This window comes from Variovorax sp. V15, from assembly GCF_041154425.1.
Taxonomy (GTDB): domain Bacteria; phylum Pseudomonadota; class Gammaproteobacteria; order Burkholderiales; family Burkholderiaceae_C; genus Variovorax; species Variovorax guangxiensis.
This window is the reverse complement of record NZ_AP028659.1, coordinates 4,024,304-4,037,824: the sequence shown is the minus strand read 5'-3', so window position 1 is coordinate 4,037,824 and position 13,521 is coordinate 4,024,304. Positions and strand designations below refer to the sequence as shown.

The 13,521-nt window shown below is 67.3% G+C and carries 15 protein-coding genes and 1 pseudogene; 9 read left to right on the top strand and 7 right to left on the bottom strand.

What is annotated here, in order from left to right:
• Positions 1-60 precede the first annotated feature (60 nt).
• Positions 61-915, bottom strand: a complete 855-nt coding sequence (locus ACAM57_RS19190) for a hypothetical protein (RefSeq protein WP_369658522.1) — start codon at positions 913-915, stop codon at positions 61-63.
• A gap of 193 nt (positions 916-1,108) precedes the next feature.
• Here ACAM57_RS19190 and ACAM57_RS19185 point away from each other — a divergent pair, with 193 nt between their 5' ends.
• Positions 1,109-1,582: a plastocyanin/azurin family copper-binding protein gene (locus tag ACAM57_RS19185; protein WP_369658521.1), complete on the top strand. Its 474-nt coding sequence runs from the start codon at positions 1,109-1,111 to the stop codon at positions 1,580-1,582.
• A 30-nt stretch (positions 1,583-1,612) separates the two neighbouring features.
• Here the strand turns inward: ACAM57_RS19185 and ACAM57_RS19180 are convergent, their stop codons facing one another.
• Positions 1,613-2,005: a VOC family protein gene (locus ACAM57_RS19180; RefSeq protein ID WP_369658520.1), complete on the bottom strand. Its 393-nt coding sequence runs from the start codon at positions 2,003-2,005 to the stop codon at positions 1,613-1,615.
• A gap of 357 nt (positions 2,006-2,362) precedes the next feature.
• Here ACAM57_RS19180 and ACAM57_RS19175 point away from each other — a divergent pair, with 357 nt between their 5' ends.
• Complete coding sequence (locus ACAM57_RS19175; protein ID WP_126020343.1) at positions 2,363-2,743, top strand: helicase SNF2; 381 nt, start codon at positions 2,363-2,365, stop codon at positions 2,741-2,743.
• 106 nt (positions 2,744-2,849) lie between these two features.
• Here ACAM57_RS19175 and ACAM57_RS19170 read toward each other — a convergent pair whose 3' ends face one another.
• The 3 genes from ACAM57_RS19170 to ACAM57_RS19160 all read right to left on the bottom strand — a co-directional run bounded on the left by ACAM57_RS19170 (position 2,850) and on the right by ACAM57_RS19160 (position 4,345).
• Positions 2,850-3,239: a DUF427 domain-containing protein gene (locus tag ACAM57_RS19170; RefSeq protein WP_126018631.1), complete on the bottom strand. Its 390-nt coding sequence runs from the start codon at positions 3,237-3,239 to the stop codon at positions 2,850-2,852.
• A gap of 135 nt (positions 3,240-3,374) precedes the next feature.
• The gene (locus ACAM57_RS19165; RefSeq protein ID WP_369658519.1) at positions 3,375-4,007 is read right to left on the bottom strand and encodes an FMN-dependent NADH-azoreductase; all 633 of its coding nucleotides are present in this window, start codon (positions 4,005-4,007) and stop codon (positions 3,375-3,377) included.
• A gap of 20 nt (positions 4,008-4,027) precedes the next feature.
• Complete coding sequence (locus ACAM57_RS19160; protein WP_369658518.1) at positions 4,028-4,345, bottom strand: multidrug efflux SMR transporter; 318 nt, start codon at positions 4,343-4,345, stop codon at positions 4,028-4,030.
• Between the two features lie 109 nt (positions 4,346-4,454).
• On the opposite strand from ACAM57_RS19160, the gene ACAM57_RS19155 reads away from it, so the two are divergent.
• The 3 genes and pseudogenes from ACAM57_RS19155 to ACAM57_RS19145 all read left to right on the top strand — a co-directional run.
• A complete protein-coding gene (locus tag ACAM57_RS19155) occupies positions 4,455-4,859 on the top strand; it encodes a helix-turn-helix domain-containing protein (RefSeq protein ID WP_184641971.1) in 405 nt (134 codons plus the stop codon).
• 2 nt (positions 4,860-4,861) lie between these two features.
• Positions 4,862-5,845 (top strand): Bug family tripartite tricarboxylate transporter substrate binding protein, encoded by a 984-nt coding sequence (locus tag ACAM57_RS19150; protein WP_369658517.1) that lies wholly within the window; start codon positions 4,862-4,864, stop codon positions 5,843-5,845.
• Between the two features lie 82 nt (positions 5,846-5,927).
• A pseudogene (locus ACAM57_RS19145) lies at positions 5,928-6,581 on the top strand (FABP family protein); the annotation flags it as partial.
• Positions 6,582-6,750: 169 nt separating this feature from the next.
• Here ACAM57_RS19145 and ACAM57_RS19140 read toward each other — a convergent pair.
• Positions 6,751-7,668 (bottom strand): LysR substrate-binding domain-containing protein, encoded by a 918-nt coding sequence (locus ACAM57_RS19140; protein WP_369658516.1) that lies wholly within the window; start codon positions 7,666-7,668, stop codon positions 6,751-6,753.
• Between the two features lie 109 nt (positions 7,669-7,777).
• Here ACAM57_RS19140 and ACAM57_RS19135 point away from each other — a divergent pair, with 109 nt between their 5' ends.
• The 4 genes from ACAM57_RS19135 (at position 7,778) to ACAM57_RS19120 (ending at position 12,715) form a co-directional block, all read left to right on the top strand.
• Entirely contained in the window at positions 7,778-9,169 is a 1,392-nt protein-coding gene (locus tag ACAM57_RS19135; RefSeq protein WP_184641975.1) for an acyclic terpene utilization AtuA family protein, read from the top strand.
• The gene (locus ACAM57_RS19130) at positions 9,166-9,531 is read left to right on the top strand and encodes a hypothetical protein (RefSeq protein ID WP_184641976.1); all 366 of its coding nucleotides are present in this window, start codon (positions 9,166-9,168) and stop codon (positions 9,529-9,531) included. Before ACAM57_RS19135 ends, ACAM57_RS19130 begins: the two co-directional genes overlap by 4 nt.
• Before the next feature lie 50 nt (positions 9,532-9,581).
• Positions 9,582-10,547, top strand: a complete 966-nt coding sequence (locus tag ACAM57_RS19125) for a Bug family tripartite tricarboxylate transporter substrate binding protein (RefSeq protein WP_369658515.1) — start codon at positions 9,582-9,584, stop codon at positions 10,545-10,547.
• Between the two features lie 74 nt (positions 10,548-10,621).
• Positions 10,622-12,715, top strand: coding sequence for an alpha/beta hydrolase domain-containing protein (locus ACAM57_RS19120; RefSeq protein WP_369658514.1), 2,094 nt, complete (start codon positions 10,622-10,624; stop codon positions 12,713-12,715).
• Between the two features lie 7 nt (positions 12,716-12,722).
• On the opposite strand, the gene ACAM57_RS19115 is transcribed toward ACAM57_RS19120, so the two are convergent.
• Positions 12,723-13,502 (bottom strand): NAD(P)H-dependent oxidoreductase, encoded by a 780-nt coding sequence (locus ACAM57_RS19115; RefSeq protein WP_369658513.1) that lies wholly within the window; start codon positions 13,500-13,502, stop codon positions 12,723-12,725.
• Between the last annotated feature and the right edge of the window lie 19 nt (positions 13,503-13,521).

Genomic DNA, 13,521 nt, shown 5'->3' with positions numbered 1-13,521 from the left:
GAATGGACTCCTTCTGCGGGCTGGGACCGTGGCCGGCTCCGATAGTTTCCCCGGGCTTCATCAGGACCTCGGCCCGCGCAGTCTGGCGACTCCCAAGCCCAGTGCGATGGCCGCGCAAAGAAAGACAAGCAGCGTCAGCCAGATAGAGCGCGTGAACGCATAGGTTCCCAGCGCCGCGCTCGAAGACAGCGCGACAGCCAGCCATTCGAGCACCGGATCGATCCAGCTCCTGGGTTTGCTCTTGCGTTCCTCCGCGTGCCGGGCGCTTCGTTGTTTGCGAGGCGCTCGCTGGCTCGGGTCGGGAAAGATGGCTCTCACCGCCGGCGTGGGCCAGGGGCCGCCCGGCGAGGCGCCGATGCCCGCGAGCTGCCAGACCGGGTCGGTGTCATGGCGCGAGAGATCGGACACGAGCCCGGCGAGTGCGCCGGTGTCGTTCAGCTTGTCGACGAGGGCCAATTCGGAGCGAAGCCACGGCTCGGCATCGGCGGCATCGGGCAGGCCTTCGGTCCGCAGCAGGATGTGGTCCGCGAAGCCTTGCGCGGTCCAGGCCTCGAAGCCTTCGTAGAGAGGCCTGTATCGCTCGCCGATGGCCGCGACGATGGCTTCGCGCCGCGCAGCGAGCCGCGACAGCGCCGTGGCCTTGTCCGTGACTAGATAGGGGTAGGCGGTTTCGGGGCCGTAGTCCTGCAGGCACTCCTCGCGTTCGATGGCGCTGTCTTCGTCATCGATGTCGTAGGCCTCGACGAAGCGTGCGTGGCGGATGTCGCCTTCGCTGAAGAGCGCCCGCCAGAACAGCGGGAAGAAGGCGTTGGCCTCCAGTTCCCCGCCGTGGCCGAAGAGGCCGCGCCACTCGTTGCGGCTGCCTTCGGGCATGCGTGGCAGCTTCGAGCTGGAAAGGTAGACGGGGTGGGACATCTTTTTCTTCTTCGCTCCAGGATGGCCCCGGGAGGGGGCGGGCGCCATCTTACGGGCGGATGCGCGGATTACGCCCTTGCAATCCGCGCGAAAGGCGCTGGCCGGATGGGCTTTCCAGAATTCGATGCGTCGGTCTGACTTCTTTCTTATTCATTCGCCAATCGTCCATCGCCACTTCAAGGAGCATCGAATCATGAAACACGCATTCCTCGCCACCTCCGCCTTCGCAACGCTGCTGGCTTTGTCTGCCACCGGCGCGTCGGCCTCGGGCTCGCACAGCGACGCCATCGGCAAACCCGGCGTGGCCGCCAAGGCGACCCGCACGGTCGAGGTCGACATGACGGACAGCATGCGCTTCACGCCCGCCAACATCACGGTCAAGAAGGGCGAGACCGTGCGCTTCGTCGTGAAGAACTCGGGCAAGCTGAAGCACGAGCTGGTGCTCGGCACCGCGCAGGAACTGAAGTCGCACTACGCCGCGATGATGAAGAACCCCGAGATGGAGCACGCCGAGCCGAACATGGTGACGCTGGCGCCGGGCAAGACGGGCGAAGTCGTCTGGCAGTTCACGAAGGCAGGGAAGGTCGATTTCGGCTGCCTGCAGCCGGGGCACTACGACGCGGGCATGAAGGGCGTGGTGAACGTGGCCAGCGTCGCCGGCAAGTAGGCCGAGTGAACGAGGCCCACGTCGGGCGGTTCAGCCTCCGACGGGAGAGCACAGCTCGACCAGTGTGCCGTCGGGGCAGCGCACGTAGGAGACCACTTGGCCCCATGGCTTGGCAACTGGCGGCGAAAGTTCGGATGCGCCGGCCTCGATGGCACGGTCGTGTGCCGCCTGGACATCGTCCGTCACGAAGGCGACCTCGATGCCCAGCGGCTTGACCGAGTCCGATGCTGCCACATGCCCTTGCGGAAAATTCGAGCCCGCAAGTGCATGCGCGGCAAAGGCGAGTGTGGTCTCCCCCGTGGCCAGTTCGCCGTAGGTACCGGATTCGTGGAGGAACCTCCTCGCGAAGCCGAATGCCTGTTCAAAGAACTGCAGGGAGTGGGTGACGTCGGGAACGTAGATGATGGTGTAGCCAAACTTCATGGTCGGTGGTGCGTGCACGGGTGGTGAGCGACAGAAACGGAATTCCGCCGAGCCGCACTCTACTGAGCTACACGCGCGCATCGACAAGAATCCCCTTGAGTCCCAAGCGTCTCCTCCATGCTTTCAGCTTTGCCGTGATTGTTTCCACCGCATGAACACCGCGGTTCTTTTTGCTTCGGGTTTTTACCTATCCGCGGGCTCACAATTCATCTCACAGACCAGCCCACGACAAACAAGCAAGCCAGTCTGGATGAACAGGCCCCGAGCGAGGTGGCTGCCCCCGAGAGGGACGGCGCCCCACCCAAGACCGGTTCGAAACCATCCCGTATGCAAAGAACTGAATTGAAGGAAATCCAAATGACCGCCTCGAAGCTCCTCTCCGCCATCTCCCTCGCCCTGCTGGCCGCTGCCGGTGCCGCCCATGCCGAAAGCTATGACGGCGTGCATCAGCTGACCTCGGCCGCCAGCCGTGCCGACGTTGCCAGCCAGGCCGTGGTCGCCGCGCGCAGCGGCAACCCGTATGCAGACGGCGCCAACCAAGGCCCCGTGCAACTGATCGCATCGACCACCAGCCGCGCCGCCGTCCGTGCCGAAGCAGTGGCCGCTGCCCACAGCGAGAACCCGTATGCCGAAGGCGTGACCTCGCGCGTCGCGCCGGTATTGGCCAGCGGCCTCGATCGCTCCACCGTGCGTGCCGCTGCCCGTGCGGCGGCCCGCGGTGACGCACTGCCGCTGTAATCGACCCCAGCGCTGGAAGAAGCGCAAAAGAAAAAGCCGGGCCCTGCGAAAGCGGGGCCCGGCTTTTTGTTTGCTTTGCTGAAAGATGCGTGCTCGCGTGCAATGGTCAGTAGACGCGCTCTTCGATCGGCCCGACGCGATCGGGATAGAAGGCCACGTAGTCCTTGAGCTGCGAGACCGAGTCGTACGGCGACTCGTAGGTCCACACCGCATTCACCGAGCGCTCGCCGCCGGCCGGGATGCTGTAGTAGTTGCACTCGCCCTTGTACGGGCAGTAGGTTGCGTGAGAGGTGCGTTCCAGCAGCGACATCTTCACGTCCTTGCGAGGGAAGTAATGCACGGTGCCGAAATGGGCTTCACGCACTGTCAGCGCCTCGCGGGTATCGGCGACGATGCAGCCATCGACCGACACCACCACGCGCAGCGGGTTCGGTGTGATGGTGATGGGATGGTCGGGGCCGGGGGTCTTGATGGTGCGCTCTGCTGTAGCGAACATGGAAAGCTCCTTAGTCCTCAGGTCAGATCGGGTGACACAAGAATCGGGGGATGCGCATATTGCCGCGACCGGATGTCGATTTGAAGTCCCCCGAAAATCAGCCCATTCCCGACGTGGTTAAAGGCCGAATGCCCGTCAGAAGCGCTCTGCAAGCCTTTCGGCTTCATTTCGCACCCGGGCCAGAGAGGCCGCGACAGCCTGCGGCGATGCGAGCGTCGGTGCCGCCGCTATCTCGGCAACGTCGTGGATTCCGAGGAAGCCGAGCCAGGCGCGCATATACGGTTTCTGGAAATCCTTATCGTGCGACGGCATGCCTACCGGATAGTCACCCGCACTCGAATAGACGAGGGCTGCACGCTTGCCGCGCAGCAGTCCGCTATAGCCTTCCTGGGGCGTCCAAAGCCAGTTCTCGCCGGGCAAGGTAACGATATCGATGTAGTGCTTCAGTATGTAAGGAATGCCGAAGTTCCACATCGGAAGGCTGAAGACGTATTTGTCCGCGGCATTGAAGGCGCGCGCGAACTGCACGGCGCTCTGCCAGCGGCGCCTCTGGTCCTCGGTGGCACTGGTGGAGCGCAGCACTGCGAACTTGGCTTCGATCATCGTGGCGTCGAAGGCGGGCAGGTCCAGGTCCCAGAGGCGCAATGTCTCGACTTCCACCTCGGGATGCAGCGCCCGATGTTGCTGAAGGAAGTAACGCGCCGTATCCGCGGAGCGCGATCTCTCGCCGGAAGGTGATGCCTCGATGTGCAGGATGCGTGTGGTCACGATTGTGTTTCCTTTCCGCATCACCCATTGACTAGGCGCAGGCCCACGGTGCCGCCGATCACCATTGCGATGCATGCAAGCCGCGCGGCGGAGAGCGCTTCGCCGAAGAAGAGCACGCCCATGAGCACGACGCCCACCGAGCCGATGCCGGTCCAGATCGCGTAGGCCGGCCCCAGCGGCAGGTAGCGCAGCGCCCGTGCCAGCAGGTAGATGCTGAGCAGCGCGGTCAGCACGCCGACCACAGAGGGCACGAGCCGGGACCAGTCTTCCGATTGCTTGAGCGCGGCGGCCATCGCGATCTCGACCAGGCCCGCTGCCAGCAGAAATATCCAACCCATGAAAAAACTCCTTCGTTGTCGTTGGTTGCTGAAAAGAGGAACCGGATAATTCCGGCCCGGGCACCGAGCTACAAGTACGCACCTTCTGGTAACCATGGGAAATTCAAAGATGCCGTCGAAGAAGAACCTGGATGTGGCAGAGGCGGAGGCAGAAGCCGAAGCAGCCTCCGCCGACGTGTGGAGCGCGGACTGCCCCTCGCGCCGCGTCCTGGAACTCATCGCCAACAAGTGGGCACTGCTGCTGATTCCGCTGCTGCGCGGCAAGCCGCAGCGCAACAACGAACTGCTGCGCAAGGTGGGCGGCATCTCGCAGAAGATGCTCACGCAGACCCTGCGCGACCTGGAGCTCAACGGGCTGGTGCTGCGCGAGGACCACCAGACCGTGCCGCCGCACGTCGATTACAGGCTGAGCCCTCTGGGCCTGTCGCTGAGCAGGACGCTGATCGCGGTCGACCGATGGGCCGAGGCCAATCATGCGCAGATCGATGCCGCGCGGCAGGAGGCGAGAAAGTGAAGATGAAGAACCCGCTCCCGGCTCTTGCCGTCTTTCTGTTCGCCGCCGCTCTCTCCGCGGGCGCATGGGCGCAGCAGCAACAGGCATGGCCCTCGAAGCCGGTGCGCGTGATCGTGCCCGCGCCGGCCGGCAGCTCGCTCGACCTGATCGCCCGCACGCTCGCCGACCGCCTGCGCGTGATGTGGAAGCAGCCCGTGGTGATCGAGACCAAGGCCGGCGCCGGCGGCCTGATCGGCATGGACACCGTGGCCAAGGCGCCGCACGACGGCTACACCCTGGGCATCGGCTTCAACGGGCCGATCGCCTTCGGACCCTACATGTACGCCCGCATGCCCTATGCGCCGGCGCGCGATCTCATCCCGATCGTGCTCACCACCTCGCAGCCCAATGTGCTCGCGGTGCAGGCCGACAACCCCGCGAACACGCTGCCCGAGTTCGTCGAATGGGCGAAGAAGCGCGGCAACAGATTCAGCTACGCGTCGGTGGGCGCGGGCAGTTCGTCGCACCTCACCATGGAGCTGTTTCGCAGCGCGACGCACATCGAGGCGGTGCACGTGCCGTACTCTGGCTCGCCGCCGGCCGGTCTCTCGCTCGCGGCCGGCGACACGCAGGCGCTGTTCACGGTAGCGCCCGCGCTGCTGCCGCTGATCCAGGGGCAGCGCGTGAAGCTCATCGCCATCACGAGCGCGAAGCGCTCCGAGCTCATGAAAGACCTGCCGACCGTGGCCGAGTCGGGCTACCCCGGATTCGAATCGCTGGCCTGGAACGGCCTTTTCACCGCTGCCGGCACGCCGCCCGAAGTGGTGCAGCGCATCAACGCCGACGTCAATGCCGTGCTGCAGGAGCCCGCGGTGCGCGAACTTCTGGCCAACCAGGGGCTGGTGGCGGGCGGCGGTTCGCCCGAGGAGTTCAGGGCCTTCATCGATGCCGAGGGGCGCAAGTGGGGCGCGATCATCGCGAAGGTCGGCATCCGGCTCGACCAGTGAGCGGCAGGCGAGTCAGGGAAGCCGAAGGTTGATGAGCGACACTCCTGCCCCATACAGCAAGCCCCTTCGAGGAGAGAAGAACATGGAACAGCAGCAACCCGCGACGCAATTCCCGCGCGACATTTACACAGAGCCGGAACCCGATCCGAACACGCTCGCCAACCTGGGCCCGCTCACCGCGCTGGCCGGCATCTGGACCGGCTCGGCCGGCCACGACGTGAGCCCGAAGGAGGACGGCCCCGAGGCCGAGGCCTACATCGAGCACGCGGAGTTCCAACCCATCGATGCGCAGACCAACGGCCCGCAGATCTTCTACGGCCTGCGCTACCACCTGCGCATCGTCAAGCCCGACGACGTGGAGACCTTCCATGACCAGGTCGGCTACTGGCTGTGGGAGCCTGCCACCGGCGCGCTGATCCAGACGCTCACCATTCCGCGCGGCCTCACCGCCATGGCCACGGGCCGTGCGAAAGCCGACGACCGCAGCTTCAGGCTCGAAGCCGTGCGCGGCAGCGAGAACAACGGCATCGTGGACAACCCCTTTCTGCAGCATGCGTTCAAGACGCTGCGCTACGGCATCGAGGTGACGGTGCACGACGACGGCAGCTGGTCGTACGAGCTCGAAACGGTGCTCGAGGTGCTCGGCAAGCCCGAGCCCTTCAGCCACACCGACCGCAACACGATGCGCAAGATCGGCGAGCCCACGCCGAACCCGACCGCGCTCGCCGCGATGAAGGCGCAGGCGGAGGCCGCGGTGGAGTCGGTGGTGGAAGCAGCAGTGGAGGCGGTGGCGGCGACCGGGAAGGCAACGGACAAGGCGACAGGGACGGGCACCGAGGCTGGCACCGAACCAGCCTGAACCGTTTTCGATTCCTCCTGAGGCGGCGAGCAGCGCTCGCCCGCCTTCAGTCCAGCCGCAGCGACCCGAGCCGCTCCACGATGAGGTCGTGCAGCGTCTGCGCCGCCACCGACAGGCTGCCCTCGCGCCGCTGCACCAGGTAGAGCGTGCGTGTGAGCGAAGGCAGCGGCAGCGGCCGCGTCACCAGCGTTTCGCGCTGGAAGTGGAAGAGCGTGAGCGCGGGCACCACGCTGATGCCCAGGCCGGCTTCGATGAGCCCCATCACCGTGGCGAGGTGTTCCACCTCGAACACCGAGTTCAGCCGCTGCGGATGCAGCGCCGCGTCGAGCGCCTGGCGCACGCTGCTGTTGCGCGTCATCTGGATGAACGGGTGCGGCGCGATCTTCTTCAGCGTCAGGCGCGGTTCGTGCGCGAGCGGGTGGTCGGCGCGGCACACGAGGTGGAAGCGGTCGGTGCACAGCCTGCTCGCGCGCAGGTCGCTGTCCGCCGTGCCGCCCGCGCCCGAGGCGGCGAGCGCGAAGTCGGCCTGGCCGCTGCGCACGAGCGCGATGCAGGCGTCCGACAGCGCGTCGTCCAGGTCGACGCGGATGCCGGGCCACGCCTGCATGAACTCGGCGAAGACGGCGGGCAGCCAGCCGGCCGCGAGCGAGGGCAGGGCGGCCACGCGCACACGGCCCTTGCGGCGCTCCACGTGATCGGCAAGGTCGTCCATTGCGCTGCCCATGTCGTCGAGCAGCCGGCGCGCCGAGCTTTCGAACAGCCGGCCTTCGGGCGTGAGCTGCACGCTGCGCGTGTCGCGATCGAACAGGCGCGTGCCGACGGCGTCTTCGAGCGTGCGGATCAACGCGCTGAAGGCGGGCTGCGAGAGATGGCTGCCCTGCGCCGCGCGCGTGAAGTTGCGGTGCTCGGCCAGCGCGAGAAAGGCGCGCAACTGGCGCGTGGAGAGGTCGGGCGTCTTTCGCATGTCTGTCCTGTCTCTGGTGCCGGTAGCTGGCTTCTTATTTGAAAAACAGATCAATCGATCCGTATTTTCGATTTTACGGATGAGAACACGCTGCCTACAGTGCACGGCGATGAATCCCATAGACACGCCAACGCTGCTGATCGGCTGCGCCGCAGGCTTCTCGGGCGACCGCACCGACGCCGCCGGACCGGTGGTCGACACGCTGATCGCTCGGCTGGCCGCAGGGCCCGAAGGCCGGCGCGCCTTCCTGATCTTCGAGACGCTGGCCGAACGCACGCTCGCGCTGGCCCAGCTGCGCCGACGCGACAACCCCGAGGCGGGCTACGAGCCGCTGCTCGACCCCATGCTGCGGCCCGTGCTGGCGCGCTGCCTGGCGCACGGCATCCGCATCGTCAGCAACTTCGGCGCGGCCAATCCACGTGCCGCTGCCCGGCACATCGCACGCATGGCGCGCGAGCTGGGCGCGAGCGCGCCGCGCATCGCGGTGGTGGAGGGCGACGACCTGTCGGGGCCCGAGCATCGCGCGATGTTCCAGGAAGCTTTGGGCGCACGGATGGAAGGCCTGCGCGTGGTCAGCGCCAATGCGTACATCGGTGCCGAGCCCATCGCCGCCGCGCTCGACGCGGGCGCGCAGATCGTGGTGTGCGGCCGCGTGGCCGATCCGTCGCTGACTGTCGGCCCGGCCATGTCGCACTTCGGCTGGCGCGCCGACGACTGGAACAGGCTCGCCCGCGCGACCATGGCGGGCCATCTGCTCGAATGCGGCGCGCAGGTGTGCGGCGGCTACTTCGCCGATCCGGGCTACAAGGACGTGCCCGGCCTGGAGTCCGTCGGCTTCCCCATCGCCGAGATCGACGCCGAAGGCCGCTGCACCATCGGCAAGGCCGACGGCACCGGCGGCCTCGTGAGCGAGGCGACGGTGAAGGAGCAACTGCTCTACGAGGTGCACGACCCGGCCGCCTACCTGACCCCCGACGTGGTCGCCGACATCTCGGAGGCCGAGGTGCACGCGTTCGACGGCATCGAGCGAGTGGCGCTCTCGGGCGTGCGCGGCCATGCGCGGCCTGAGCGCTACAAGGTCAACGTGTGCCATGAAGGCGGCTGGCTGGCCGAGGGCGAGATCTCCTATGCCGGCCCGCGTGCCGAGGCCCGTGCGCGGCTCGCGGCGGAGGTGCTGAGAAAGCGCCTTGACGGCCTCTCGCTGCGCGTGGACCTCATCGGCGCGCTGAGCATCTTCGGCGACGACGCCGGCCGCGCGCTGGCCGACACGCCCGATGCCGGCCTGCGCGACGTGCGCCTGCGCGTCGCGGCCTCGCACACCGAGCGCGCGCAAGCCGAGCGGCTGGCGCGCGAGGTGATGGCGCTCTACACCTGCGGCCCGGCGGGCGGCGGCGGCGTGCGCACCGCGCTCACGCCGCGGCTCAACACGCTGTCGTGCCTGCTGCCGCGCGAGGCGATACCGGTGCGCTTCGAGCTGCTCTCGCAGGAGGAACTGGCATGACGAACACGGCAGACACCATCGAAGTGCCGCTGTACCGCGCCGCCCACGGCCGCACTGGCGACAAGGGCGACCGCTCCAACATCAGCGTCATCGCCTGGCATGCGCAGCTGTATCCCATGCTGGTCGAGCAACTCACGCCCGAGCGCGTGGCGGCGCAGTTCCACCACCGTTCGCCCTCACAGGTGCAGCGCTTCCTGCTGCCGAAGCTCGGTGCGATGAATTTCGTGCTCGACGCGGTGCTCGACGGCGGCGTCAACGACGCGTTGAACCTCGATGCGCACGGCAAGGCGCTTTCCTTCCTGCTGCTCGACATGCCGGTGCGCGTGCCGCGCGAATTCGAGCCGCTGCTGGCAGGGCCGTAGCAAAGACCTTTCCCTTTCTTTTTTCATCTGACCCATACGGAGACAAAACAATGAAGCTGTTCCCCCTCGCCGCGCTGACGGCCGCCATGGTGGTGGCATCGCTGCCTGGCCACGCACAGACTTTCCCGGAGAAGCCCATCACTTTCGTCGTGCCCTTCGCGGCGGGCACCGCCACCGACCAGATCGCGCGGGCGCTCGGCACGCAGATCACCGCCGAAACGAAGCAGGCCGTGGTCATCGACAACAAGGCGGGCGCCAGCGGCTTCATCGCCTCGCAGAGCGTGGCGAAGGCGCCGGCCGACGGCTACACGGTGCTCATCACCACCAACACCACGCACGCCGCCAACGAGCACCTGTTCAAGAAGCTGCCCTATGACCCGGTGAAGGATTTCGCGCCCGTCGCCGCGCTCGGCAAGGGCGGCCAGATCATGGTGGTGAACCCCAGCTTCCCCGCGAAGAGCGTGGCCGAGTTCATCGCGCTCGCCAAGAAGGAGCCGGGCAAGTACAGCTTCGGCAGCGGCAGTTCATCGAGCCGCATGGCGGGCGAGCTGCTGCAGCAGATGGCCGACATCAAGCTGCTGCATGTGCCTTACAAGAGCAACACGCTCGCCGTGACCGACCTGCTGGGCGGGCAGATCAACATGATGATCACCGACACCGCCACCGGCCTGCCGCAGGTCAAGGCCGGCAAGCTGCGCGCGCTGGGGTTCTCCAGCGCCACGCGCTCGGCGCTCGCGCCCGACGTGCCCACCATCGCCGAGGCGGGAGTGAAGGGCTACGAGATGGGCTACTGGTTCGCCGCCTACGCGCCCGCGAAGACGCCGCCGGCCGTGGTCAAGCGGCTCAACGAGCTGCTGGTGAAGGCCGCGAAGAGCGAAGCCGCGAAGACCGCGTTCTACGAGCCGACCGGCACGGAGGTGTTCACCAGCTCGCCCGAGGAACTGGCGAAGTTCCAGGCCGGCGAGTCGCAGAAATGGGGCCGCATCGTGAAGGCGGCCGGCATCGAGGCCGAGTGATCTGACGGCCCGCACGCCGTAGCGGGGATCGGCGCCGCACGCATACAGAAGATCCACAACGAAGGAGACAAACCATGAAACGCTGGAGCCTCAGGGCTGCCACGGTGGCTTCGGCCGCCCTTTTTCTTCTGAGCGCCTGCGGCGGAAGCGGCGGAGGAGGGGGCGGCCTGCTGCTGCCGCCGTCCGCCGGCACGCCGCCTGCCACCACGCCGCCCGCGGCCGCCACGGCGCCGAAATACAAGCTCGTCGTTACCGCGACGGAAGACGTGGCGGGCACCTTCGGCAGCGTCGGTGCCTACGAGAAGATCACCGGTACCTTCACCGGCGAGGTCGACCCGAAGGACGCGCGCAACGCGATCATCCAGGACCTGCAGCTCGCGCCGCTCAACGCCAACGGCAAGGTCGAGTACACCTCCGACTTCGTGCTCTTCAAGCCCAAGGACATGAGTAAGGCCAGCGGCGTGCTGCGCTACGACGCGCCGAATCGCGGCAACATCGTGAACCTCGATCCGTACTTCGCCTCGCGCGGCTACGTGTTCCTCACGGCCGCATGGCAGGGCGACGTGCCGGCGGCAGCCGGCAAGCTCACGCTGAAGGTGCCCGTCGCGAAGAATGCCGACGGCAGCAGCATCACCGGCACCTATCGCGCCGAACTGCTGCCCACCGCGGCCACCAACGATTCGCTGCCGCTGCCCGGCGGCCCGTTCAACGCGGCGATGCAGGCCTACCCGACCGCCAGCCTGGACAACACGAAGCCCGGCTACGTGCTCACGCGTCGCATCAACGAAGGCGATGCGCGCCAGCTCATTCCCGCGAGCGACTGGAAGTTCGCCAAGTGCAGCGCCGCCACGCCATTCCCGGGCACGCCCGACGAGACGAACGTGTGCCTGAAGGACAAGTGGGACCCGGCCTACCTGTACGAGCTGGTCTACGTCGCGAAGGACCCGAAGGTCATGGGCCTGGGCCTCGCGGCGCTGCGCGACATGATCAGCTTCTTCCACCGCGACGCGAGCGACTCGTCCGGCACGGCGAACCCGGTGGCCGCGGCGATCAAGAACACGATCGCCTCCGGCGTCTCGCAGTGCGGCAACTTCATGAAGACCTTCGTGCACCTCGGCTTCAATGAGGACCGCGCGGGCCGGAAGGTGTTCGACGGCGTGTTCGCGCAGATCGCGGCGCGGCAGACCAACATCAACATGCGCTTCTCCATTCCGGGCGGCGGCGGCGGCGTGCGTGCCGACCACACGGCCTTCGGGCAGGCCGGCACACGCGGGCTCTCGAAGGACTACGTGGACGACGTGGCGCAGCGCCGTGGCGGCATCCTGTCGCGCTGCGAGGCCAGCGGCACCTGCCCGAAGCTCTTCATCGGCTTCAGCGGTACCGAGTTCTACGTGCTGCAGGGCTCGCCGCTGCTGACCGACGCCTGGGGCACCACCGACCTCGTGCAGCCCGCGAACGCCCGCGTCTACTACTACGCGAGCACGCACCATCTGCTGGGGCTGGCCTCGCTGCCGGGCTCGAGCGCCGGCGCGCTCTACGCGACCAACGGCAATGCCGGCGTGATCCCGGTGGTGCGCGCGCTGTACCAGAACCTGGAAGACTGGGTCGTCAAGGGCACGACGCCGCCCGACAGCCAGGTGCCGAAGATCGCCGACGCCACACTCGTGCGGCCGCAGCAGGTCAAGTTCCCGGCCATTCCTGGCGTGAGCTACACGGGCCTGGTCAACAACTACTCGCTGCTCGACTGGGGCCCTGGCTACCGTCCGCAGGACGAGAGCGGCATCGCAACCCAGGTGCCGCCGGCCTACCTGGGGCGCGACTACGCGATCCTGGTGCCGCAGGTGGACACCGACGGCAACGACCTCGCCGGCATCCGCAGCCTCGACGTGGCCGTGCCGCTGGGCACGAACACCGGCTGGAACTACACGAGCGTGCCGGGCCGCATCGACCAGGCGGGCCTGTTCGGCTCGTACTTCCCGTTCGCCAAGACGGCCGCCCTGCGCGGCGCCGATCCGCGCCCCTCGCTGCAGGAGCGCTACACCGACCAGGCCGGCTACGTGGCCGCAGTGACGGCCGCCGCCAACGACCTGGTGGCGAAGCGCTTCATGCTGCGCGTGGATGCCGATGCGGCCATCGCGAACGCGGTGGCGAATCCGGTGCTGCCCTGAGGCTGGCTCAGCCGGCGGTGTGCGCCGCGAAGCCCGTCTTGCCCGGCGCGATGTGCTCGCGCAGGGTGAGCGCGGGGATCTCGTAGTCGCCGGCATTCTGGCGACGGAACGGAATCGGCTCGGCGGTGAAGAGCGTGTCGAGCCGCTCGCCCAGTTCCTGCGTGATGCGCGCATACGCGGCCTCGTCGACCTTGTGGGTACGGTGCACCACGTAGGGCGGCAGCACGTCGAAGCCGGGGTAGTAGAGGATGCCGTGGTGGATCGGGAAGAGCAGGTCGTCCATCGGCCCGTTGATGCCGCGCGGCGCGTAGTGCGAGGCCCAGCCGCCGGTGGTCACGACCAGCATGGCGCGCTTGCCGGCCATGACGCCTTCGCCGAAGCGGTCGCCCCAGTGGGTGTCGGAGTGCTCGCCGACGCCGTATGCGAAGCCGTAGGCGTAGATGCGCTCGATCCAGCCCTTGAGGATGGCGGGCATCGAGTACCACCAGAGCGGGAACTGCAGCACCACCGCGTCGGCCCAGAGCAGCTTTTCCTGCTCGGCGGTGATGTCGGCGGTCTGCGTGCCGGCCTGGAAGGCCTGCTGCGAATCGAGGGCGGGGTCGAAGCGCGCGGCGGTGTCGCGCGCGGGAAAGTCGTCGGCGTCGAGTGCGGGTTTCCAGCGCATGGCATAGAGGTCGGACACGCGCACCGTGTGGCCGGCGGCCGTGAGGCGGTCGACCATGAAGCGGTGCAGTGCGCCGTTGAGCGAAGCTGTTTCGGGATGGGCGAGGACGAGCAGGACGTTCATGATTTCTGGAAGGTTCGAG